Raw genomic sequence first — 23,696 nt, 5'->3', positions numbered from 1 at the left:
CACGCCCGTTCAGCGTCGCGTCCCCGATCCCGGTCACCCCGTCCTCCGTGGTGATCCGCAGGGTCACGAAGTTCCGGGAGGGGCTGGTCACGAAGACTTCAGCGGCAATGATTTTCACAACAGGTCCTTATCTGCTCTTACGGGGTGTCTTAGTTACGGGGCGCCAGCGGCGCGACCTCGGCGGAAACAGCTGCGCCGGGGGTTCCGGCGCCGCCGCCGTCAGGAGTTCCGGCGCCGTCGCCGTCACTGCGCCGGGCACGGATTTCGGTGAGGATCCGGGCATGCATGGCATCGGTGAGGGTGTATTTGGCCATCACGAGCACGGCCAGGATGGTCATGACCGCCGGCAGCGCGCCGGCGGCGAGCTGGATGCCGAAGACGGCGTCGGGCGTCTGGATGGCGCCGGACTTGTAGCCGCCCAGGGCCAGAGCGTAGGCCGCGAGCGCACCGCCCACTGCCTGGCCGGTCTTGCGGGTGAAGGAGAACAGGGCGTACGTGATGCCCTCGGTGCGGACGCCGGTCTTCCATTCGCCGTATTCGACCGTGTCGGCTTCCAGTGCCCACACCACGATGTTGACCGCGAGGACGCCCACCAGGCTGATGACCAGGCCGGTGAAACCGAGCCAGACCTGGCCGGCCGGGGTGAAGAAGACGATGGCGCCGCCAATGACCGTGAGCAGCGACGAGGAGATGTAGACGCGCTTCTTGCCGAGGTTCCGGACCAGCTTGGGCATGAAGCCGGCCAGCACGAAGGTCAGGACGAGCTGGGTGATGGACAGCACGGGGTACAGGTCCAGCCGTCCCAGGACGTCGCGGAGGTAGTACAGCTGGACCGAGGTGAGGGCCAGGTACCCGGTCAGGAAGAAGAAGGAGCTCAAGCACAGCATCAGCAGCGGCCGGTTCCCCTTGAGCGTGTCCATGCTCTGCTTGAAGGTGACGTTCGGGACGGCCCGGTGGACCCGCTCCTTGGCGGTCAGGAAGGTGAAGAGGTACAGGGCCGCACCGATGACGACGAACGCCAGGGTGATGGTGGTGAAGGTGGCCTGCAGGTTGGCGCCCGGCTTGATCAGCGGGGCCACGAAGATGCCCAGGGCGGAGCCGACCAGCAGCGCGCCGATCATCCGGGCCGAGCCGAGCTTGGCGCGTTCGGCCGGGTCCTGGGTCATGGCGCCGGCGAGGGAGCCGTAGGGGATGTTGACCAGGCTGTAGGCCAGGCCCAGGGCGGCGTACGTGACGTAGGCGTACAGCAAGGTGCCGGATTCGCCGAGTTCAGGAATTGAGAAGGTTGCCACGCTGAGCAGCAGCAGCGGGATGGATCCGAACATGATGAACGGCCGGAACTTGCCGAACCGCTTGCTGTAGGTCCGGTCCACCACTCGGCCGGCGAAGACGTCGGCGAAGGCATCGAAGATCCGCACCACCAACAGCAGGGTGCCGGCGGCAGCGGCGGAGATCCCGGCCACATCCGTGTAGTACACCAGCAGGAACATGGTGGCAGTGGTGAAGGCGAGATTGTTGGCGGCATCGCCGGCGCCATAGCCGATGATGCTGAGCCTGTCCAGCTTTTTCATGAATGGGCTCCTTTACCCGTTGCCGGACCTGGGTCCGGCGAAAAAATGTGCGTTAAGGCCTACGCCTCGGAAACGATGTTCTTGGTGCCGGCCAGTGCCGTCCACCGTTGGCGCAGGGCGTAGGCGGCGGGTTTGGGCCGCCTGTCGCGGGTGAAAACGCCCTTCTTGTTGCCGTCCACGCGCATGATGCCGTTGGAGGTCTGGAAGTCCGCGAAGTTCCAAACCTGTTCACCCACCATGGCGTCCACGCGGTCGAAGACCCGGTGGTACATGGCCAGGAACGCGGCCTGGTATTCCTCGCTCCAGGGCTGTTCATAGATGGAGTGGAAGCCGGGCATGGTGTCCGGCCCGTACTCGGTCATGATCATGGGCTTGCCGTACTTGGCTTCCCACTCGCGCAGTTCCTTTTCGAGGCTCTGCTCGGCCGTTTCGAGGTCACCGTTATTGAGGTACCAGCCGTAGTAGCGGTTGAGCATGATGACGTCGAACAGGTCCCCGAGCAGTTCCTTGTCCGGGGTGTCGAACATGACGTTGACGTAGCCGACGGGCCGGGTGGGGTCCAGGCGGCGGGCCAGCTCCACGAGGGGTGCGAAGTACTCGCGGGCACCCTCCTCCGAACCGTTGGGCTCGTTGGCGATCGACCAGATCACGACCGAGGGGTGGTTCTTGTCGCGGGCGACGAGCTCGGAAATCGCCTGCCGGTGGTTGGCGGCGGTGTTGGCATCCACCCCGCCGTCGACATAGGTCTTTTTCGCGATGCCGCCGAAGACGGCTCCGAAGCCCAGGTGCAGCCCGACGGCGGCGGTTTCGTCGATCACCACGATTCCGTGGCGGTCCGCGAACTCCATGACTTCCTCGGCGTAGGGGTAGTGCGAGGTGCGGAAGGAGTTCGCGCCCACCCAGTCCAGGAGCTGAAAGTCGTTGACCATCTGGGCGTTGCTGTGGCCTTTGCCGATGGCCACGTGGTCCTCGTGCATGCCGAAGCCGGTGAAGTAGAACGGTTCCCCGTTGATCAGGAATTCCTTGCCGCGGACTTCCACGGTGCGGACGCCCACTGGCAGGGTGTAGCTGTCCAGCAGCCGGCCGGCGTCGCGGATTTCCGCGGTGAGGCTGTACAGGTAGGCGGCGCCGGGCTTCCAGAGGGCGACGTCGGCGACCGTCAGGGTGCCGGAGGCGCCGTCGGCGCGGGCGACCTCGACGCCATCGGCGTCGCGGAGGGAAACGGTGACGGTTTCGCTGCCGGTCCCGCCGTCGGTGGCAATTGTGTAGTCGACGCTGCCGGTTGCTCCGTCGAAGCCGGTGACCACGGTGATGTCATCGACAGTGACCGCGGGGGTGCTGAACAGCCAGAGGCTGCGGTGCAGCCCTGCGTAGTTGTAGAAATCGTGGAGGTAGGTCTGCTGCCGGCGGCCGTCCTCGGTGACCGTGATGGTTCCCGGCGGGATGGTGGCCTGTGTGAGCTCGTTGTTGACGGAGACCGTCAGGCGGAAAACCTGCCCGGCCGTCACGTGGTCCGTGATGTCCGCGCTGAAGGGCATGTAGCCGCCGGCGTGCTGGGCCACGAGAGTGTCGTCGACCCACACCATGCCCTCGTGCGTGGCGGAGTCGAGGCGGACGTGGATGCGCTCCCCTGCCCAGCCGCGCGGGACTCGGACGTCGCGCTGGTACCAGACGTAGCCCACGTGGTCCCTGATCGCCTTGTCCGGGAAGACGTCGTTGTAGCTGGCCGGGACGCCCATTTCCAGTCCGGTTTCCAGGGGCGCCTTGAACCATTCCTCCCGGTGGCCGGAGCGGTCAAAGTCCACCTTGAAGCGGTACAGGCCGTCGAGGTTGACCATCTCGCGGGTTTTGCTGGCCTGGGGCTTGAGCATTTTTGGAGGTCCTATCGCGTCTTTGCGGGCAGCGCCGGGGGAGGAATTTGGGGGCCGGCGGTGCGGCCGGTTTGTGCTCTTGTTGTAATCCTAATCACGTGGCAATCAAATGGCAAGCGGTTGCCATAAATTTGTTGAAAGTTCATCGAAACACTGCTGCCCGGCTCCCCGTGACCGGGAGTCGGGCAGCAGTGTTTGCACGGAGCGTTACGCGGAGACAGCCCGCTCCCCGAATGTTCCGCTCAAGCTTTCAATCAGGTCCACGACGGAACCGTCGGCGGCCAGGGCCGGATCCACCAGGGCCAGCAAGGCGCGGATCCGCTCGGCGCCGGTGAGCCTGTTGGCTGCGGACACGTCCTCAGCCAGGGGGTCCTGGAACGCGGCGGAGGCGGCACCGTAGTCCATCCAGGACGCAATCATGAGCGCGGCGGCCGCGCCGGACCTGCCCGCGGCACGCTCGGCCCGCAGCACGGGAACGGCGCGCATCCGCAGCTTGGTGCTGCCGTCCATCGCGATTTGTGCGAGGTGGTGGGCAATCCGTGCGTTGCCGAAGCGCTGCAGCAGGGCGGCGCGGTAGGCCGGGATCTGCAGATCCGCGGTGTCTCCCTCGGGCCCGGACAGGTTCGCTTCCGCCTCGTCCCAGAACTTTTCAACGGCCCGCAGGCACAGCCGGTCCGCCAGGGCCTCTGCCACAGTGGTGTGGCCCCGAAGCTGGCCGGCATAGGCCAACAGGGAGTGTGCGCCGTTCAGCAGCCACAGCTTGCGGTTCTCGTACGGCTCGATCTCGGTCACGAATGCGGCGCCAGCGTCTTCCCAGCGCGGCCGTCCGGCGGGGAAGTCCCCGCTGAGCACCCAGTTGGAGAACGGCTCGGCCACCACGGGCGAAGTGTCGCGGTAGCCGCAGGCGGCTTGGACGGCGGCAATGTCCGCAGCGGTGGTGCGCGGAGTGATGCGGTCAACCGAGGTGCTGACGAAGCTGACGTTGGCGTGGATCCATCCGGCCAGCCCGGCGTCCCACGCCGCGGCCATGCCCACCACGGCGTTGTGCGCCACGGTGCCGTTGTTGGAGAGGTTGTCGCAGCAGACGACGGCGAGCGGCCCCGCCCCTGCAGCCCGGCGGGCGGCGAGGGCCAGCACCAGCCGGCCCAGCGGCGTCGTCGGGCTGGCGCTGCCGGACGCCAGCAGCGCAAGGTCGGCGGCGACGTCGGGCGCATTGCGGTCAAGTTGCCCGTCGGCACGGAGCCGGTAGGCCGCTTCGGTGACGGTCAGCGTGATCACCGCGGTGGCCGGAGCGGCAACCAGCTCCGCCAGCCGCTGCACATCTGCCCCGTCCACGGCTTCGACGATGCTGCTGACCACGGCGAAGGAGTCGCCGTCGTCGGCCCGGTTCACGATTGTGTAAAGCCCATCCTGTTCGGCCAGTGCCAGTGCGGCGTCGGGGCGGCGGCCGGTAAAGGCCGCGATGCCCCAGTCCGCGGCGTCGGATGCCTGGTGGGTGTACCACGCCTGATGCGAGCGGTGGAAGGCGCCCAGGCCCAGGTGGATGATGCGCACGGGCGCCTTGGCGCCGGGGCGCAGACGGCGGTTCAGTTGGGGAAGTTCCACGGCGGGCGCCACCTCGGATTCCGGTGCGGAAGTCAGTTCCGTGCTCACAGTTTGAAGACCCTTCGGGGCGAACCGTCCACGATGTCGACGATCAGTTCATGGGCGCGGTCCTCGCTGACGCGATGCTCCGCCACCAGCCTGGCCAGGAAGGAGGCCTCGATCCGGCGGGAGGCATCGTGACGCGCGGGGATGGAACAGAAGGCCCGGGTGTCGTCGATGAAGCCGGAGGATCGGGAGAATCCGGCGGTTTCGGTCACGGCGGAACGGAAGCGCAGCATGGCGTCCGGTGCGTCCAGGAACCACCACGGGGCACCGAGGTAGACGGAGGGGTAAAAGCCTGCCAGCGGCGCAAGTTCGCGGGAGAATACGGTCTCGTCAAGGGTGAAGAGCACCAGGTGGAAGTCCTTGGCGGTGCCGAAGTCCTGCAGCAGCGGGCGGATTGCCTCGGTGTAGTTCACCGCGAACGGGATGTCGTGGCCCGTGTCGGCGCCGAACGCATTGAAGGTTGGTTCGTGGTGGTTGCGGTAGGCGCCCGGGTGGATGGTCATGACCAGGCCGTCCTCTACGGACATCCTGGCCATCTGGTACATCATGTGGGCTTCAAAGTCGTCGCGGTCCTGCGCCGTGGCCTGGCCGGACCGGGCGCGGTCGAACAGCCTGGCCGCGTCGCCGGCGTCGAGCTTGAGCGTTGCCGGTGTGCGGACGCCGTGGTCGGCCGAGACTGCGCCGTGGTCCACGAAGTAACGACGCCGGTTTTCCAGGGCGGTGATGTAGCCGTCATAGCCGGTGGCGCCGTCGCCCGCTACCGCGATGAGCCGGTCCACGTTCGCGGACCACGTGGGGTGCGCGAAGTTGAGGTAGGCGTCAGGGCGGAAGGTGGGCAGGACGCGGCCGTGGAACGTGGAGTCCTCGGCGATGGCCTTGTGGCTGGCGAGGCTGTCCAGGGGGTCGTCCGTGGTGGCCAGGACCTCAATGTTGAAGTCCTTGAAGAGCTGGCGGGGCCGGAAGCCGGGCTCCAGCAGCCTGGCGGAAATCGCATCGAAGCTGGCATCGGCGCTCTCGGCGCTGATCTCCTGCCGGAGGCCGAAGACGCTTTCGAACTGGGTGCGGAGCCAGTAGCCGGAGGCCGTGCCTTCGAACAGCGGCCAGGCCTTGCAGAACTCGTGCCAGACCGTGCGGGAGTCCGGTGCCGCGGCGGCGGAGCCGCGCAGCCGGTCCAGCGGGACGCCGCTGGCGTGGATCAGCCGGGTGACGTAGTGGTCCGGGCTGACCAGCAGCGCCGCCGGGTCCGGGAAGGGGGTGTTGCGCTCGATGACTGCAGCGTCAACGTGCCCGTGCGGGGAAATGATGGGGAGGTCCTGGACGTGCTGCAGGAGTCCGCGCGCAATGCTGCGCGTTCCGTGATCCGCGGGCAGGAGCCGGTCTGGGTTGGCGGCAATCGACTGTGACATAGATCAATGGTCCGGCTTGCCTCGCGCATTTGTCAACCGGTTGCCATTAATTGCCATCGAGTTGCGGGTGGCGTGACCGGCCAGGCGAGTCCGCAGGCAGCAGCCGTCCGCTCGAGCCCCGCAGCACCAACTCCGTCTCGACGCGCAGGGTGGCGGCAGGCTCCCCCGCGCCTTGCAGGAGATCACTGTGCAGAAGATCCCCGTGCAGGAGATTAAGCAGCAGCGTGGCAGCGCCCGAGCCGCACTCCCCCAGCGGCGAGCGCACAGTGGTGAGCGGCGGCGTGGTGAAGTCCGCCCCGAAGATGTCGTCGAAGCCCACGATGCTGATCTGGTCCGGGATGAGAATGCCGGCGGCCTGAAGTTCCTGCATGAGCCCGATGGCCAGGAGGTCGTTGTAAGTCAGCACGGCCGTGGCACCGCTGGCCCGGACATCGCGCGCCACCTGGCGGCCGCCGTCGACGGTGGGCTTGGTGGATTCCAGCCGCACGGCCTCGAGCCGGGACCATTCGCAGGCAGCCTGCACCCCTTCCCAGCGGCGCGCGGACATCCAGGACTGCGGCGGACCGGCAACAAAAGCAATCTTGCGGTGCCCGTTGGCGGCCAGGCTGCGGACTGCCTCGCTGATGCCCTTGTTCACGTCGGGAACCACGCAGGGCACGCCGTCGACCTCGCGGTTGATGACCACCACTGGCTTGTCGCGGGCGATCGTGCGGATGTCGTCGTCGTCCATGCGGGGGCTGGCCAGGATGAGGCCGTCCACCGTGGCCATCATCCGGCGGGCTGCCGTCAGCTCTGTGACACCGGACTCGGCGGATTCGGCCAGAACCAGGGTGTAGTCCCGTTGCGTGGCGGTCGTTTCCGCGCCGCGGATGATGTCGAAAAATGTGGGGTTGGTGATGTCCGCGACGATCAGGCCGAAGGTGTTGGTGCGGCCGGTGGGCAGCGCACGGGCGAACGGGTTGACCTGGTAGTTCAGCTCGGCGGCGGCGTCCTCGATCAGTTTCTGCGTCTTGGCGCTGACGCGGCCCGGCTTGCTGAGCGCCCTTGAGACGGTGGATGGGTTGACGCCGGCAACCTTGGCAATGTCGTAGATGGTGGCGCTGGACTTTCCGGACCGGGGGTGCTTCTTGGCCGGGCCCGTAGTTGCGGCAGCGTCCGGCGTCTTGGGTTCAGTCACCGCCCCATCCTAACGAGCATCCGCCCGACCGGATCGCAGCTGCGGCCGTTTTKAGCGCTCAAAACGGCCGCAGCTGCGAGCTCGTTGGGCTGGGGTTGCGGCGCGGGCCTAGGAGCGCTCGGGGAACTTGCCTTCGTCCGCGATGCGCTTGTTCAGCTCGGCGAGGAACTCGTCCTCGTCGAAGTCCAGCCCCACCTCCGTTCCCCTCCAGCTGGAGAGATGGATGGCGTTGGCCAGCCGGACTCCCTTGATGCCGTCCGATCCCGGGGCCAGCAGCGGTGTGCCGTCCAGGATGTTGGCGGCGAAGTTCGCCAGGACGCCGGAGTGCTGCGCGCCCCAGGCGGACTCGAACTCGATCACTTCGGTGGTGTAGTACTCCTCGGGCTTCAGCTCCCCCATGAAGAGTTTGCGGACATCGTCCATATCCATGCCGTCGCTGAGTTCCCGCTCGGGCTTCTTCAGGCGGGTCACGGTGGCGGTCTTGGAGTTTTCGACGACGATCTTGCCCTGGTCGCCCAGGATCTCGAAGCGGTCTGTTCCCACGAGGTCGTGCGTGGCGGTGACGAAGACGCCGGTGGCGCCGTTGCCGTAGTCCACGACGGCGGTGACCTCGTCCTCCACGGCGATGTCGCGGCGGAAGCCGTAGGCAACCTTGGAGTAAACGGACTTCGGCACGCCGCAGATCCACTGCCACAGGTCCAGCTGGTGCGGGGCCTGGTTGACCAGCACACCGCCGCCCTCACCGCCCCACGTGGCGCGCCATTCGCTGGAGTTGTAGTAACCCTGCGGGCGCCACCAGTTGGTGATGATCCAGTTGGTGCGGCGGATGGCACCGATCTCGCCGTTATCGACGATTTCCTTGAGCTTCTGGTACAGCGGGTTGTTGCGCTGGTTGAACATGATGGCGAAGGAGAGTTCGGGCTTGGTGGCCGCGAAGTCGTTAAGTTCCTTGACCTGCTTGGTGTACACGCCGGCCGGCTTCTCCACGAGGGCGTGGATGTTGCGTTTGAGGGTCTCGATGCCCATCTCCGGGTGCAGGAAGTGCGGCACGCACGTGACGACGGCGTCGACGTCGCCGCTTTCGAGCATCGCGATGTAGTCCTCGTAGAAGGGCGCCTCCGGGTACTGGGAGGAGGCAAGTTCCTTCTTGGCGGGGTCGGTGTCGCAGATGGCGCCGATCACCATGTTGGGGACTGCGCCCTCAGCGATGAACTTCGCGTACATGCCGCCCTGCTGGCCCAGGCCGATGATGCCGAGGCGTACTTTCTTGCTCATGTAGTGATTCTCCGTAGTCATTGGGTGGTCTAGAAAAGGTTCGAGTGGCCCATGGCCACAAGGTTGTCGTAGGAGGTCTGCAGGGCGTCCCACACGGTGCGCCCGTAGAGTTCGTCCTGCTCTACGAGCAGGTAGCGGGCGCCGGCGGCCTGGGCGGCGGGGATGATGGCGGGGAAGTCCAGGTTGCCTTCGCCCACTTCGGCGAACTGGACCACGTTCTTGAACTCGGCCATGAACCCCATGATGTCCCCGGAATCCAGCAGCCCGAAGGAGGACTCCGGCAAGACGCCGATCCGGTAGTCCTTCAGGTGGACCATGGCCGTGCGGCCGGCATACTTTTCCAGCGTCCGGACCGGGTCCAGGCCCCCGCGCTGGACCCAGTGGACGTCGATTTCCATGCCCATGGCCGGGGAGTTCTCGGCGATGACGTCCAGCATGAATTTGCCGTCAAACTTCGCGAACTCGATGTGGTGGTTGTGGTAGTACAGGCCCAGGCCCTGCTCCTGCAGGCGTTCGGCATATTCGTTGGCCTGCTTGGCGAAGTCAATGACGGCGTCGATCGATTTCATGGCGGGGAACGGCAGCATGCCGATCCGCAGCAGCTTCGCGTCCAGGCGCTTGGCGTCCTCCACGATCTTTTCGAAGTGTTCGGCCAGTGAATCTCCGGGGCGGCCTTTGGGGCTTTCCATGGCTACGGACAAGGCGGCGATATCCATGCCCAGTTCGCTGCGGGAACGGTCCAGCTCAGCGACGTTGTCCGGCGTCATCGGGATCTGGGAGATCTCGACCGCGTTGTAGCCGATTGAGCTGACCTTGCGGAGCGTTTCAAACGCTCCGAGTTCGGTGAAGCTGTCTTTAAGCATCATCGCTTGTACGCCAATTGTGGACACTGTATTCCTCCGTGGTTCCGTGGTCTTCCGGGCCCTCAGGACCGCTATGTCGGTAGATGCCTCCGCCTAGTGCATGCGCACAGCGCTAGGCGAGCGCACCTGCCTGTTCTCTCTGCTGCCGCTGAATTTCCAGCAGCCGGTGGCGATCCGCCCGTCGCTCTTCCTGCCGGTCCGGATCGGGTACTGGGGACGCCAGCAGAAGCCGCTGGGTGTAGGGGTGGTCCGGGTCGGTGGTGACGACGCCGGCCGGGCCTTGTTCGACAATCTCGCCGTGGTACATCACGGCGACGCGGTGGCTGATGTGCCGGACGACGTCGAGGTCGTGCGAGACGAACAGGTAGGACACCCCGGTGTCCTTCTGGATCTGCAGAAACAGGTCCAGCACGCGGGCCTGGGTGGACAGGTCCAGTGCGCTGACCGGCTCATCGCAGACGATCAGCTTGGGCGAGAGTGCCAGGGCGCGGGCGATCGCCACGCGTTGGCGCTGCCCGCCGCTGAATTCGCGCGGCAGCCGGTTAATTGTGTCCGACGGCAGGCCCACCTGGTCCAGCAGTTCCTTCACGCGCTTTTTGGCCGGTGCGGCCTCCATGCCCTGCACGCCCAGCGGTTCGGCGAGGATTTCGCCGATCTCCAGGGCGGGGTTCAGCGAGGTGTACGGGTCCTGGAACACCACCTGCAGATCCCGGCTGAGGACCCTCCGGTCCTTGCGGGTGGCGTGGCTGATGTCCTTGCCGTCGAAGCTGATCTTCCCGCCGGTCACCGGTGCCAGCCCCAGGATGGCGCGGCCCAGGGTGGTCTTGCCGGAACCGGACTCCCCCACTAGGCCCAGGGTTTCGCCCCGGCCGATGGTGATGCTGATGTCCGTCAGGGCGCGGAAGGGCTTAGCCCGGAAGTGCTTGCTGGGGTACTCAACCACCAACTGGTCCACCGCGAGCAGCGGAGCGCTTTCCGTGGTGCTCATGCGACTGGCTCCTTTTGACGGGGGGAAACGAGCATGGACATGGGTTCCTTGCCTTCAAGCATCGATGCCAGAAGCGTTTGTGTGTAGGGTTCCTTCGGATTGCGGAGGATGTCCCGCACGGATCCTTCCTCAACGAGGCGCCCGTTCTGCATGACCGCCACACGGTCACAGAGGTCAGCCACCACGCCGAAGTTGTGAGTTACCAGGATCACGCCGATGTTCAGGCGCTGCTGGAGTTCGCGCAGGAGGTCCAGCACGTCGGCCTGCACGGTGACGTCCAGGGCCGTGGTGGGCTCATCGGCGATCACCAGGTCCGGCTCGCAGCTGATGGCTCCGGCGATCAGCACCCGCTGGGCCATGCCGCCGGAGACCTCGTGCGGGTAGGCGGCGAAGGTCCGTTCCGGGTTGGCGATGCCGACGTCCGTGAGCAGTTTCAGCGCCCGCTTCCTCGCCTCGGCCTTGGAGATCCCGAGGACGCGCACCATGGGCGTCACTAGCTGGTAGCCGATGGTGAAGGCAGGGTCCAGGTTGCTCATAGGCTCCTGCGGAATGTAGGAAATCCGTTTGCCGCGCAGTTTGGACAGGCGCTCCTGGCTGACGCGTTCGTCGCCAGGGACCACGGTGTAGTTGCCGTCGAACTGGATGGAGCCGGCCACAATGCGGGCATTGTCCGGGAGCAGCCCAAGGATGGAGAAGGCCGTCTGGGACTTGCCCGATCCGGACTCGCCCACGATGCCCAGGATCTCGCCGCGGTCCACGTGGAACGAGACGTCGTCCACCACCTTCTTGATGGAACCGTCCGCCTGCGGATAGCCGACGCCGAGATTGGTCACCTTGACCAGGTGGTGTTCGGTTCCGGCTTCGACGGCGGGCACGGACTTCCGCTGCGGGCGCGCGGCGGCGGGCGCCGCCGTCGAACCTTCCAGCGTTGCCCTTTTCTTGCGGCGGTGCTTGATCTTTTCGCCGTCCTCGAGAGCGTCGCGGATGGCGTTGCCCAGCAGCACCAGGGCGCCGATGGTCAGCGCCATGGCCAGCGCCGGCCAGAATAGCAGGGTCGGGGTCAGGTAGACGTTCTTAAAGCCCTCGGAGAGCATGACGCCCCACGTTGCCTTGGTGGGATCGCCCAGGCCGAGGAACTCCAGGCCGGATTGGATGGCGATGGCCACGCCGGCGATGGCCGCGGTCTGGATGATGATGGGGGCACGGACCACCGAGAAGATGTGACGGGCGATGATGCTCAGGTCCGAAAGGCCGGAGACCCGCGCGGCATCAACGTACAGCTCATTGCGGACCGACTGGACGGCCGTGCGGGTCAGCCGGAAGTAGGACGGGCTGATGAGGATGCCGAAGGCGATCATGGAGATCCACACCGAGGGGCCGAACGCCGCCCGGATGGTCAGCAGCACGATCAGCCCGGGAAGGCTCATGAGGATGCTGACCACCCAGTTCGAGAGTGCCTCGAACTTGCCGGCGTAATAGCCGGCGATCAGGCCGGCCGGCAGGCCGATGCCAATGGCCACGCCGGCGCAGAGCAGGGCGGACAGCAGCGTCAGCTGCGCACCGAACAGCAGCCGGCTCCAGACATCGCGCCCGGCGCTGTCCGTTCCCAGGACGTTGGCCGAATCCGGGGTGGCGAGGGTCTTGGCAATGTTGGCGTAGTTCTGGTCGAAGGGTGCCAGGACCGGGGCCAGTATGGCCAGGAGCGCGATCGCCAGCAGGATCGTGATGGCAACGATGCCCAGGGGGTTCTTGAACAACCGGCGGATGACGGTGGAACGGACCACCGTCCCGCTCTGCCCCGTTAGAACGGAGGGCGGAGGAGCGGAAGGTATGGAAGCGGCGGCTGCCGCGGTTTCTGCAGAATCGCTCATGACACACGTACCTTCGGGTTGAGCCAGCCATTGAAAATGTCGACCAACAGGTTCACGACAATGACGACCACCACCGTGTACATCACGACGCCCATCACCACCGGAAGATCCGACTGGCCTGTAGCGGCGACCGCCAGCGGTCCCATGCCGGGAAGGGCAAAGATCTGCTCGATGATCACCACGCCGCCAAGCATGCCGATCAGCTGCAGGCTCAGGACGGTCAGTCCGGCCGGAGCGGCGCTGCGCAGGACGTGCTTGAACAGGATTTCGCGCTCGCCGATTCCGCGGCTGCGCAGGGTGCGGACGTAGTCCCGCTCGAGTTGTTTGATGACGGCGCTGCGGATCTGCTGCGCTCCGCCGGTGACGCCGTTGATCAGCAGTGCGATCACCGGAAGCGACATGGAATAGACCCACGCATCGGCCCCGGCGTCCGGGGAGATGGTGCTCGTGGCCGGGAAGAGGCCCAGCTGGATGGCCAGGATGGTGACCAGGATGACGCCGATGACGAACCCCGGAATGGAGTCGCCGATGATGGCGCCAACCTGGACCAGCCTGTCCACCCAGCCGCGCTTGACTGCAGCGGCAACACCGATCAGTGCTGCACACAGGGCGATCAGGATCATTGCGGCGAAGACCATGGTCATGGTCACCGGGATCCGGCTGGCCAGCGAGTTGGCCACCGGTTCCGAGGTGAACCAGGAAGCGCCAAGGTTTCCGCTCAGGGCGTCGAGAACCCATGCGAGGTAGCGGACCAGCAGGGGCTGGTCCAGCCCCAACTCGTGTTCTTTCAGCGCCACCTGTTCGGCGGTGGCCTGGTCGCCCAGGATGTTCCTGGCGATGCTCCCGCTGGAGGTATACAGCAGGAAGAAAGTAAGTGCCGAGACAACAAACAGCACCACCAGCCCGCTGCCCAGCCTTTTCGCAATGAACCTGATCATGGGGTCCTACTTGGCCGGTGAGTAGTTGTAGATGGACGGGACCGCCTGCTGGATCTGCGGCGTTACGTTCACCTTGGCATTGTGGTAGTACATCTGGTTCACCCGGAAGAGCGGTGCGAACCATGCCTGCTCCACCACGTACTTGTTGACTTCCTGGGCCAGCTTGCCCGCGTCGGCACCGCCGGCGCGCACGGCCTCAATCTTGGCATCCAGTTCCGGCGTCGCGTTCTTGAACGGGTTGTAGAGCGCCTTGGTGGAAATGATCTGGTTGACCGCAACCGTCGGCTCGCCCTGGAAGAGGGAGAAGTACATGGTGGTGTACTTCTGCGCGGCAACATCGGAGGTGAAGGTGTTGGTCAGCGCGGCGCCCACCTTCAGGGTGATGCCGACGTCTGCCAGCTGCTGCTGGACCACGGAAATCTGGGTTTCGAAACCGGGAACGCTCGGAATTTCCAGGGTGACGCCGTTTTCGTAGCCGGCCTCCTTGAGCAGCTGCTTGGCCTTGGCCGGGTCGTAGCTGTAATAGTTCTCCAGTTCTTCGGTCCAGGCCCCGCTGGCCTTGCCGAACGGCTGGGACGTCGGAGTGCCTTGGCCCAGCATGACCTGGTCCAGGATGGTCTTGCGGTCAAAGGCGTAGTTGATCGCCTGGCGGACCTTGACGTTCTTCAGCGCCGGGTTCTTGGCACCGTCCCGGTCCAGGAGGAGCAGGCCCTGCCAGTCGACCTCGTTGGCCGCCAGTTGCATCTTGGCGCCCTCGGCCTGCTTGCCGTTCCTGGGGTCCAGGATCGTCGCATCCACCTGGCCGGAGACCAGGGCGTTGGTGCGGGCCGTCAGGTCGGTCAGGATCTTGAACGTGAGCTTCTGGTACTTCTGAAGGTCCTTGTTCCAGTAGTCCTTGCGGGCCGTGAACACCGTCTGGGAATCCTTCACCGACGCTGCTTTGTCCATCACATACGGGCCGGAGCCCACCGGTTCGGTCTTGATGGCGTCGGTTCCGAGCGCCTTGGGGCTGCCCATCAGGCCTGCGGCCTGGCTCAGGAAGTACTCCAGGGCCGGGTCCGGGGCCGTGAGGTTGATGTCGATGGTATCGGCGTCCACAACGGCCACGTCTTTGACCGCGTTGAGCTGGGCCATCTGCGGGCCGTTGGCCTTCTTGAAGTGGTCCATGTTGGCCTTCGCGGCCTCGGCGTCGAACTTGGCGCCGTCGCTGAACGTGACGTCCGTGCGCAGGTCCACCGTCAGCTTGGTGCTGGCTGCGTTGTACTTCCACGCCGTGGCCAGCATCGGGCTGAGCTTTCCGTCCGGCTGGCGCAGGATCAGGGTGTCATAGACGGCCTGGTAAGGCTGGAGGACGTGACCGACGTGCGCCTGGGCGGGGTCCCAGGACCGGACGTCCTGGATGGTGCCGATCGTCAGGGCCGTGGCCGCGGTGCCTGCGGCGCCGCCTGCTGTGGCGCCGCCGCCACAGGCTGTGAGCGCGAGGGACGCGCTGAGGGTGAGGGCAGCAGCTGCTGCCCGGGGACCGAACTTCATTGTTGGCTCCTTTGGATCGCTTGACGGGTCCGTTGCTTCGGACCATGGCGGCGGCAATGTGGCTTGGGCCACATTGCCGCTTGTGGGTTCAGCGTACGTTGGGTTGCCATTTCTGGCAACCGGTTGTCATAACCTTTTTGATTTATTGCGGGACGAGTGCTCTGGCTGGGCCGCGCGAGGGGCGCGCCGGCAGCCCGCACGCAGTGATGCAGGCGCCCCGGGGTTGCGAACGCCGCGCAAACGCGTCCGGCTAGGACACTTTTTCCTCAGAGCCGGGGTAGGACTGCCGGTAGAGGTCCTTCACGATCCGCAGCGACTTCGCCCCTTCGGCGGCGTCAATCCAAAACGGGCCCGGCTGCGCCAGACCGGCATAGAAATCTGCGATCAGCAGAGCATGCGAGACACCCCAGTAGGAACGGCCGCCGGAGCCGACGGCGCGTTCCCGCACCACCTCGCTGCGCCCGTCCTCGTAGGCGACGGTCAAGTCTCCGCGCAGGCTCAGTGTTGCCGCCTCGGTACTGATATCCAGGGTGACCGGCGCGTTGACCGTGTTCGCGAGCGTGGCGTAGAAGACGCTGCGGGCGCCGTTGCTGTGGAGCGCGGCGAACTCCGCCGTGTCCTCCACCTCGATAGCTTCTGCCAGCGCATGGGTCGAGGCGCTGCCGGCGAGCTCGACGACGTCGCCTACCAGCCACTGCAGCAGGTCAACAGTGTGGATGGCCTGGTTCATCATCAGGCCGCCGCCGCCCTCGCCCCAGCTTCCGCGCCAGGGCCGGCTCAGGTAGTAGTCGGGCTGCCGGTGCCACATGACCGTGGCAGAGGCCCCGAGCACCTTGCCGAGTTCGCCGGAGTCCAGCAGTCGGCGCATTTCCTGCACCGGGGCGTTGTAGCGGTTCTGGAAGCACAGGCCAATTTTCGCCGTGCTGTCAGCAGCAGCGGCCAGCAGCCTTTCGCCCTCGGCCAGGGTGTGCGCCAGGGGCTTTTCCAGCACCACATGGACACCGCGACGCAGGCATTCCATGGCGATTGCTGCATGCTCGTGATGCGGGGTGGTGACGTGCACAACGTCCGGGGCGGCCGCCTCGAGCATGTCGCGATAGTCCTCGAAGCCGGGAACCCCGCGAGCCTCCTGCGCCGCGGCTCGGCGCCCCGGATCCGTGTCACAGACAGCCACCAATTCGGCGTCGTCCATCCCTGCAAGTGCCTCAAAGTGCACGATCGACACGTCGCCGCAGCCGATGATTGCCGCCTTTGGCATCCGGAGCTCCCTACTTCTTGGTGGTGTTACGTTCCTGCTAAATGAGGTCGGCTAGACGAGTTCGATCTGGTTCTTCGCGGCCAGCGCTGCGAAGGCGCGGGCCGCCGTGCCGAAGGCCACTGGGCCCGAGAAGCCGCCGAGTTCGTGGGCGCTGGCCAGGTGGGGTTCCAGCGAGGCGAAGCCGGCGTACCCGTCCGCCTTGAGGGCGGCGATCGTGGCGTCGAGCTCGCCATCGCCCTCGCCGGAGGGGACCACTTCCCCGCTGGTGGCGAGCGCGTCCTTGACCTGGAAGTACTCCAGGTAGGGCCGCAGCATGGCGTAGCCCTCGGTGTAGGGCTTGACGCCCACCTGGACGAAGTTGGCGTTGTCCCACGCGACGCGGAGCGCGGGCGAGTTAACCGACTCCATGATGTCCAGCACGCGCTGCGGCGTATCGCCGTAGATGCCCTTTTCATTCTCATGCAGGAGCACGACGCCGGATTCCGCGGCGAGCGCTGCAAGGGCGCCCATGCGGACCAGGACGTCCCCGCGGATGTCGTCAGCAGTGCGGCCTTCTTCCCGGTAGAAGGAGAAGATCCGGACGTATTTTGTCTCCAGCCCCTTGGCCACCGCGATGATCTGGCGGAGCCTTGCCAGTTCATGCTCCACGGGCAGGCTCACGTCCACTTTGCCGATGGGACTCGCCACGGCCGAGACTTTGAGGCCCTTCTCATTGAGGATTTCCTTGAGCCGGGCGACCCGTTCGGGCTCCAACTCGGAGACATTGGTGCCCCAGGCGCTGCGCACCTCGATGTGGCTTGCACCCAGTGCCAGCAGCACGGCGGCCTGGACTGCCGGGTCCGGATCTATTTCATCGCCGAAGCCTGAAAGCGACCAGACTGCTGTTGGTATTTTGCTCACGCGGATCTCCTGGGTTTCGCGGCCGCCGCGGGCAGCTTCCGGCTCCAGCGCGGTGACGCAGTTCACAAACGGTGTTCAACCCAGTCTAGCTAGTGCCACAGTCAAATGACAACCGATTGCCAAACTTTGACAATCTGTGGCATTCTTTGCTGACCGGGTCTGTGGCGGCAATCACAGGACCGCCATCCGACCCGGCCGACAGGGCCCGGCCACCACGTTCAGAGAGGAGCGCCGTGGCGACGACGCGACCAGCAGCAGTGGACCGCCCGGCCACCATCCATGACATCGCCGCTCTCTGCGGGGTGGCGGCGTCCACTGTTTCCCGGGCGCTCTCCACGCCGGACCGAGTCAATGTCAGGACGCGGCAGCGGATCGAGGCAGCCGCAGCCCAGCTGCACTACACCCCCAACAGCCAGGCGAAGGCCCTGAGTTCCGGCCGCACGGGCGCAGTGGGAGTCCTGGTCCCGGATATCACCAACCCGTTCTACTTCGACCTCATCAGGGGCACCCAGCTCCAGCTCAAGGCGGCCGGATACACCCAGCTGCTGGTGGACACGGAAGAATCCGACGAGGTGGAGGCCAGCACCGTGGAGCAGTTGCGCAAGAGCGCCGACGGCATCATCGTTGCCGCATCCCGCCTCAGCGACGATGCACTGCTGGACGCGGCGGCGAAGATGCCCATGGTCACCATCAACCGTGACGTGCCCGGCGTTCCCGCGGTCCTGATCGACACGCCGTCCGCCACCAGCCAGGCGCTGGACCACCTGATCTCGCTGGGACACGCCCGCGTCGCCTACGTGGCCGGCCCGCCGACGTCGCAGTCCAGCGAACGGCGGTGGACTGCCTTGTCCGGGGCAGCCGAGGAGCGCGGCGTGGAAGTGCGCCGGCTGGGCCCCTTCGCCCCCAAGACGCAGTCCGGCGCGGCCGCCGCGGACGCCGCCGTACATAGTGGGGTCACCGCGTGCATCGCGTTCAACGACCTCATCGCCATCGGCATGCTCCAGCGCCTTCGCGAACGCGGCATCCGCGTCCCGGACGACATGAGCATTGTGGGCTGCGATGACATCTTCGGCGCCGACTTCTGCAACCCGCCCTTGACCACCATGGCCTCCCCGATCGAACAGGCCGGACGCGTGGCGGTCTCCATGCTGCTGGCCCAGCTGAACCCGCTCGGCTGGGGCGGCACCCGGAGCCGGTCCGTGATGCCCACCCACCTCACGGTCCGCGGCTCCACAGGACCGGCCCGGCACGAGCGCTAAGCCTGGCGTTCATGGGCCGCGCGGGTTTCGGCGGGCCAGCGCGCGACCGGTTTTCGCGGCGCATCCCGGTTTTCGCGACGGTTCCTGGCGCGCGCTGCGCACCCTGCCCTGCGCGACGGGTATCCGCGTAGCGACGGCCCAAATGCGCAGCGCCGGCCCAAAGCGCGGCGCCGATCCGCCGTCGTAGCGCGATTCCCACGCCTATGCCTTCGTCGACCGGCAGGCCCGGCCGCAACAGTTGAGCGTTGTTGACAGCGCTGGCTAGGCTGTGAGGCATGCGTGAACTCCAGGCGAAGATCATCGAGGAAATGGGCGTGCAGCCCCGGATCGACCCCGCCGGGGAGGTGCGCAAGCGCGTGATGTTCCTGAAGGAATACCTCAAGGCGACCCATACCAGGGGCTTCGTCCTGGGCATCTCGGGCGGCCTGGACTCCTCCCTGGCCGGGCGGCTGGCCCAGCTGGCGGTCGAGGAGCTCGAGGCCGAGGGCGTCGAGGCGAATTTCGTCGCCGTGCGGCTGCCCTACGGAGTTCAGCACGACGAGGACGACGCCCAGGCGGCCCTGGACTTCATCCGCGCCAAGACCGAGTGGACGTTCAACATCTCGGCCGCCGTGGACGGCTTCGAGGACGAGTTCCAGAAGACGGTGGGCACGGACATCTCCGATTTCCATAAGGGCAACACCAAGGCGCGGACCCGGATGATTGCCCAGTACGCCCTGGCCGGCGAGCACAACTACCTGGTGATCGGCACGGACCACGGTGCCGAATCCGTCACCGGGTTCTTCACCAAGTTCGGCGACGGCGGCGCGGACATCCTGCCGCTGTTCGGCCTCAACAAGCGCCAGAACCGTGCGCTGCTCGCCGAGCTCGGCGCCCCCGCGCGGATCTGGGAAAAGATCCCGACGGCGGACCTCCTGGACGGCAAGCCCGGCCGCACCGACGAGGACGAGCTCGGCCTGGGCTACGACACGATCGATGACTACCTCGAGGGCCGCGACGTGCCCGAGGCCGCGGCGGAACGGATCGAGGCGATGTACCTGCGGACCCGCCACAAACGCACAGTCCCGGTGACGATTTTCGATGCGTGGTGGAAATAGCCGGCGTTCCGGGGGCACTTTTGAGCCCCCCGAACAACCCGCCTAGCCGCCAAGGTCCGGCGGGTCCGCGCCAAAGTGCCCCGGGACGGCAACAGCTTGTGACCCACGACGCGTCGGGACGTCCGCTAAGCCCTAACGCCCGGAACCCCTAGCCTTAGCCCTGCAGCAGCAGCGAGATGCGGTGGGCCTCATCCATGAGCAGCCGGCCCAGCTGCGGGCGGCGCTCCTCCCTGAAGCGCGGCTCGATGCCGGTCAGGGACAGCGCCCAGGCGGGGCGGCCCCGCTGGTCGAAGACCGCCGCGCCCATCCCCCAGCTGCCTTCCAGGACCAGCCCCGGGTTGACCGAATAGCCGGCCTGCCGGGTGGCTTGGAGGTTTTCCCGGACACGCGCTTGGGTGTGACCGGCCGCAAAGGCGCCGGCGTGCGCTGCCCAGTTTGCGAGCATCTCTTCCTGCTCCTCTGCCGGCAGGAATGCCATGATGGCGGTGCCGGCGGAGGCCACGCCGAGCGGAAACCGCACGCCCTCATGCAGCACGAAGGAACGGACCGGGAAGCTGCCTTCCTCCCGGAGAAGGCACACCGTTTCGTTGCCGCGGCGGATGGAAAAGAACGCGCTCTCGCCAGTCTCTTCGGCGAGGCGCCGGAGGCTCGGCCTCGCGATGTCCTCCAAGGGGAAACGCGCCGAGGCCACGGACCCCAGCAGCAGGATCTCAGGGCCCAGGACCCAGTTGCCGCTGCCCGGATCCTGGTCCAGCAACCCCTCGGCCGCCAGGGAGCTGAGCAGCCGGTGCACTGTGGGGCGCGTCAGGCCCGACTCGCGCACCAGCTCCACCAGCGGGGAGCCGTCGGGCTTCTGGCCCACAATCCTGAGGAGGGCCGCGACCCGGCTCACCACCTGGGCGCCCTGCACGGGGACGGAATTCATCTTTGTTCCTCGCGATTCCTCGGGTATTTCCACGTAAATATCCACATTGTGGACACCCACCAGCTTACCGTCCACACTGTAAAATTGCACCCGTCTCAGCGTAAATCCGACGTTGACAGTGCTCCACGCCACACCATAGGCTCCTTCTTCAGATGAACAGTCCACAAAGTGGATCGCTGCGTCGGGCTTCGAAGCCCGGCCCGCCGGTGACTCTAAGGCTCAATGAGGAGATGCAATGTCAAAGGTGAAATCCGGGGCAGCGGCTGCCCTTCAGGACGTATTGCGGGACGGCATGACGCTCGCCGTGGGCGGTTTTGGCCTCAGCGGGATCCCCGCCGACCTGATCGAGGCGGTGCGGGACTCCGGGGTGAAGGACCTGACGGTCGTCTCCAACAACATGGGCGTGGACGGCAAGGGCCTCGGCATACTGATCGAAGGCGGCCAGGTCCGCAAGGTCATTGCCTCCTACGTCGGGGAGAACAGGCTCTTCGCCGAGCAGTACCTCGCTGGCCAGCTCGAGGTGGAATTCACCCCGCAAGGCACCCTTGCCGAGCGGCTGCGCGCCGGCGGCGCCGGCATCCCGGCCTTCTACACGAAGACCGGTGTGGGCACCCTCGTCGCCGAAGGCAAGCCGCTGGCGGAGTTCGACGGCGAGACGTTCGTTCAGGAACGCGCCATCAAGGCCGACGTCGCGCTGGTCCACGCGCACACTGCCGACACCGACGGGAACCTGATCTACCGGTACACCGCCCAGAACTTCAATCCGGTGGTGGCTACGGCCGGCGCCGTGACGGTCGCCGAAGCTGAAGTGATCGTCGAGCCGGGCCAGCTGGACCCGAACCACATCATCACCCCCGGCGTGTTCGTCCAGCGCCTGGTCCAGGCCAGCGGCCGGGTCAAGGACATCGAACAGCGCACCGTCCGCCCCCGGGCCGAAGCGGAAGCAGATGCGGCGCACGCCGCATCCGCCGTCACCGTCTAATCCGGCCTCAGCGCCGCCCCACCCACACGTTTTCAGGAGAATCACCATGGCTTGGACCCGAGATGAAATGGCCGCCATCGCGGCCGAAGAACTGAACGACGGCGACTACGTCAACCTCGGCATCGGCATCCCAACGCTGGTGGCCAACAACCTGCGCGACGGCGTCCGCGTCGTCCTGCAGAGCGAGAACGGCCTGCTTGGCATGGGCCCGTTCCCCTACGAGGGCGAGGAAGACGCCGACCTCATCAACGCCGGCAAGCAGACCGTCACAGTCCTGCCCGGCGGCAGCATCTTCGACTCCGCGGCCTCCTTCGGCATGATCCGCGGCGGCCACGTGAAGGTTGCGATCCTCGGCGCCATGCAGGTCTCCGGCGCCGGCGACCTCGCCAACTGGACCATCCCCGGCAAGATGGTCAAGGGCATGGGCGGCGCCATGGACCTCGTGGCCGGCACCCCGCGCGTCGTGGTCCTGACGGAGCACAACGCCAAGGACGGCACCGCCAAAATCGTCAGGGAATGCACGCTGCCGCTCACCGGGCTCAGCTGCGTGGACCGCATCATCAGCGATCTCGCGGTCTTCGACCTGATCAAGCCTGACCACGGAACAGGCCGGCAGCTGACGCTGACCCGGCTGGCCCCCGGCGTCACCGTGGAGGAGATCCGCGAAAAGACCGAGGCAGAGTTCGACGTCGCCCTGGAACCCAAGGGAACCGCACAGATCGAAGAAACCGTAGCGGAGGTGGCGGGAGCATGAGCCTCAAAGACCAGTTCGGCAAGGACGTCCTGCTCACCGGCTGGGGTCACAGCCGCTTCGGCAAGCTGGAGGACCAGACCCTGGAATCCCTGATTGTCCAGGTCGCCACCGAGGCGATCGGCAACGCCGGGATCGAGGCCGGCCAGATCGATGAAATCTACCTCGGTCAGTTCAACTCCGGGATGATGCCGCTGGCCTTCCCGTCGTCCCTGGCGCTGCAGGTCTCCGACCAGCTGGCCAACGTGCCGTCCACCCGGGTCGAAAACGCGTGCGCCTCCGGATCGGCCGCTTTCCAGCAGGGCACCAAATCCCTGCTGGCCGGCACCGCGAAGACCGTCCTGGTGATCGGCGCCGAGAAGATGACGCACGCCGGGGCCGACGTCGTGGGCGCGGCCCTGCTCGGCGCGGACTACGACATGGCCGGCAAGGCCTCCACCACAGGGTTCACCGGGCTCTTCGCGGAGGTCGCGAAGCACTACGGGAAGCGCTACGGGGACGGCAACGGAAGACTCGGCGACGTCCTGGGCACCATCGCGGCGAAGAACCACCGCAACGGCGTCGACAACCCCTACGCCCAGCTCCGCAAAGACCTCGGCGAGGAGTTCTGCCGCACCGTCTCGGACAAGAACCCGATGGTGGCGGATCCGCTGCGCCGCACGGACTGCTCCCCCGTGTCCGACGGCGCCGCCGCCGTCGTCCTCAGCGTCGCTCCTACGGGTGGGGCCACCGCCCCGGTACGGCTCGCCGGCTTCGGCCAGGCGAATGATTTCTTCCCGGCCGAGCGCCGGGACCCGACCGAATTCGCCGCCACGCGGGCTTCCTGGCAGCGGGCCCTGGGGATGGCCGGCGTCGGGCTGGAGGACCTGGACTTCGCCGAGGTCCACGACTGCTTCACCATCGCCGAACTGCTCATGTACGAGGCGATGGGACTGACCGAACGCGGCCAGGGAGCCCGGGCGCTCGAGGAAGGCTGGGTCTTGAAGGACGGCAAGCTGCCGGTGAACGTTTCCGGCGGGCTCAAGGCCAAGGGCCACCCCGTCGGCGCCACCGGCGTCTCCCAGCACGTCATCGCCGCCATGCAGCTCACCGGCACGGCCGGAGCCATGCAGCTGGCCAACCCGCGCCGGGCCGCGGTGCAGAACATGGGCGGCGTGGGCATCGCGAACTATGTCAGCGTGCTCGAAGCCGTCTAAAAAGCAACGCGGGGTCAGATACGGCCGGTGGCGGGTGGGCAAAGTCATATGGTCGTAGCAACGCTCTGATTGATGGAGCGTTTTATGGTCAAGCTGTTTCCTCCGAATACCCGCACCGACTTCGTTGACATGGTGTGTGGCGGGATGTCGATACTCGCCGCGGCCCGGCGTGTCGGGGTCATGCA

Annotated in this window: 20 protein-coding genes; 5 read left to right on the top strand and 15 right to left on the bottom strand. The window is 66.3% G+C overall.

Annotated features, from left to right (window positions below):
- The 14 genes from AC1DEM_RS21175 to AC1DEM_RS21110 all read right to left on the bottom strand — a co-directional run.
- A partial coding sequence (locus tag AC1DEM_RS21175; RefSeq protein WP_476885372.1) for a hypothetical protein occupies window positions 1–118 on the bottom strand: 118 nt, incomplete at its 3' end.
- 31 nt (window positions 119–149) lie between these two features.
- Window positions 150–1,571 carry a glucuronide transporter gene (gene uidB / locus AC1DEM_RS21170; protein WP_476886245.1) on the bottom strand — a complete coding sequence of 474 codons (1,422 nt, stop codon included), beginning with the start codon at window positions 1,569–1,571 and terminating at the stop codon, window positions 150–152.
- 59 nt (window positions 1,572–1,630) lie between these two features.
- Window positions 1,631–3,442, bottom strand: coding sequence for a beta-glucuronidase (uidA, locus tag AC1DEM_RS21165; protein WP_476886244.1), 1,812 nt, complete (start codon window positions 3,440–3,442; stop codon window positions 1,631–1,633).
- A gap of 207 nt (window positions 3,443–3,649) precedes the next feature.
- Entirely contained in the window at window positions 3,650–5,095 is a 1,446-nt protein-coding gene (locus AC1DEM_RS21160; protein WP_476886243.1) for a mannitol dehydrogenase family protein, read from the bottom strand.
- Entirely contained in the window at window positions 5,092–6,498 is a 1,407-nt protein-coding gene (gene uxaC, locus AC1DEM_RS21155; RefSeq protein WP_476886242.1) for a glucuronate isomerase, read from the bottom strand. The genes AC1DEM_RS21160 and uxaC overlap by 4 nt, the downstream gene beginning before the upstream one ends.
- 46 nt (window positions 6,499–6,544) lie before the next feature.
- Entirely contained in the window at window positions 6,545–7,675 is a 1,131-nt protein-coding gene (locus tag AC1DEM_RS21150; RefSeq protein WP_476886241.1) for a LacI family DNA-binding transcriptional regulator, read from the bottom strand.
- A 108-nt stretch (window positions 7,676–7,783) separates the two neighbouring features.
- On the bottom strand, window positions 7,784–8,950 hold the full coding sequence (locus tag AC1DEM_RS21145) for a Gfo/Idh/MocA family protein (RefSeq protein WP_476886240.1): 1,167 nt from the start codon (window positions 8,948–8,950) through the stop codon (window positions 7,784–7,786).
- 29 nt (window positions 8,951–8,979) lie between these two features.
- Window positions 8,980–9,840 (bottom strand): sugar phosphate isomerase/epimerase family protein, encoded by an 861-nt coding sequence (locus AC1DEM_RS21140; protein WP_476886239.1) that lies wholly within the window; start codon window positions 9,838–9,840, stop codon window positions 8,980–8,982.
- A gap of 85 nt (window positions 9,841–9,925) precedes the next feature.
- Window positions 9,926–10,801 carry an ATP-binding cassette domain-containing protein gene (locus AC1DEM_RS21135; protein ID WP_476886238.1) on the bottom strand — a complete coding sequence of 292 codons (876 nt, stop codon included), beginning with the start codon at window positions 10,799–10,801 and terminating at the stop codon, window positions 9,926–9,928.
- The gene (locus AC1DEM_RS21130; RefSeq protein WP_476886237.1) at window positions 10,798–12,672 is read right to left on the bottom strand and encodes a dipeptide/oligopeptide/nickel ABC transporter permease/ATP-binding protein; all 1,875 of its coding nucleotides are present in this window, start codon (window positions 12,670–12,672) and stop codon (window positions 10,798–10,800) included. The genes AC1DEM_RS21135 and AC1DEM_RS21130 overlap by 4 nt, the downstream gene beginning before the upstream one ends.
- Window positions 12,669–13,610: an ABC transporter permease gene (locus tag AC1DEM_RS21125; protein WP_476886236.1), complete on the bottom strand. Its 942-nt coding sequence runs from the start codon at window positions 13,608–13,610 to the stop codon at window positions 12,669–12,671. Before AC1DEM_RS21125 ends, AC1DEM_RS21130 begins: the two co-directional genes overlap by 4 nt.
- Before the next feature lie 6 nt (window positions 13,611–13,616).
- Complete coding sequence (locus AC1DEM_RS21120; protein WP_476886235.1) at window positions 13,617–15,143, bottom strand: ABC transporter substrate-binding protein; 1,527 nt, start codon at window positions 15,141–15,143, stop codon at window positions 13,617–13,619.
- Between the two features lie 250 nt (window positions 15,144–15,393).
- On the bottom strand, window positions 15,394–16,401 hold the full coding sequence (locus tag AC1DEM_RS21115) for a Gfo/Idh/MocA family protein (RefSeq protein ID WP_476886234.1): 1,008 nt from the start codon (window positions 16,399–16,401) through the stop codon (window positions 15,394–15,396).
- Between the two features lie 51 nt (window positions 16,402–16,452).
- Entirely contained in the window at window positions 16,453–17,307 is an 855-nt protein-coding gene (locus tag AC1DEM_RS21110; RefSeq protein ID WP_476886246.1) for a sugar phosphate isomerase/epimerase family protein, read from the bottom strand.
- 227 nt (window positions 17,308–17,534) lie between these two features.
- On the opposite strand from AC1DEM_RS21110, the gene AC1DEM_RS21105 reads away from it, so the two are divergent.
- Window positions 17,535–18,560: a LacI family DNA-binding transcriptional regulator gene (locus tag AC1DEM_RS21105; RefSeq protein WP_476886233.1), complete on the top strand. Its 1,026-nt coding sequence runs from the start codon at window positions 17,535–17,537 to the stop codon at window positions 18,558–18,560.
- Between the two features lie 275 nt (window positions 18,561–18,835).
- Window positions 18,836–19,657, top strand: a complete 822-nt coding sequence (nadE, locus tag AC1DEM_RS21100; protein ID WP_476886232.1) for an ammonia-dependent NAD(+) synthetase — start codon at window positions 18,836–18,838, stop codon at window positions 19,655–19,657.
- Between the two features lie 154 nt (window positions 19,658–19,811).
- On the opposite strand, the gene AC1DEM_RS21095 is transcribed toward nadE, so the two are convergent.
- A complete protein-coding gene (locus AC1DEM_RS21095) occupies window positions 19,812–20,582 on the bottom strand; it encodes an IclR family transcriptional regulator (RefSeq protein ID WP_476886231.1) in 771 nt (256 codons plus the stop codon).
- A 235-nt stretch (window positions 20,583–20,817) separates the two neighbouring features.
- On the opposite strand from AC1DEM_RS21095, the gene AC1DEM_RS21090 reads away from it, so the two are divergent.
- The 3 genes from AC1DEM_RS21090 to AC1DEM_RS21080 are packed head-to-tail and all read left to right on the top strand — an operon-like array spanning window position 20,818 to window position 23,511.
- Window positions 20,818–21,564: a CoA transferase subunit A gene (locus AC1DEM_RS21090; RefSeq protein WP_476886230.1), complete on the top strand. Its 747-nt coding sequence runs from the start codon at window positions 20,818–20,820 to the stop codon at window positions 21,562–21,564.
- 46 nt (window positions 21,565–21,610) lie between these two features.
- Window positions 21,611–22,318 carry a CoA transferase subunit B gene (locus AC1DEM_RS21085; RefSeq protein WP_476886229.1) on the top strand — a complete coding sequence of 236 codons (708 nt, stop codon included), beginning with the start codon at window positions 21,611–21,613 and terminating at the stop codon, window positions 22,316–22,318.
- Entirely contained in the window at window positions 22,315–23,511 is a 1,197-nt protein-coding gene (locus AC1DEM_RS21080) for an acetyl-CoA acetyltransferase (protein ID WP_476886228.1), read from the top strand. The genes AC1DEM_RS21085 and AC1DEM_RS21080 overlap by 4 nt, the downstream gene beginning before the upstream one ends.
- Window positions 23,512–23,696: the final 185 nt, after the last annotated feature.

The organism is Arthrobacter sp. 05T420, from assembly GCF_056396305.1.
The sequence above is the reverse complement of the archived record's forward strand: the minus strand, read 5'-3'. Positions and strand labels throughout refer to the sequence as shown.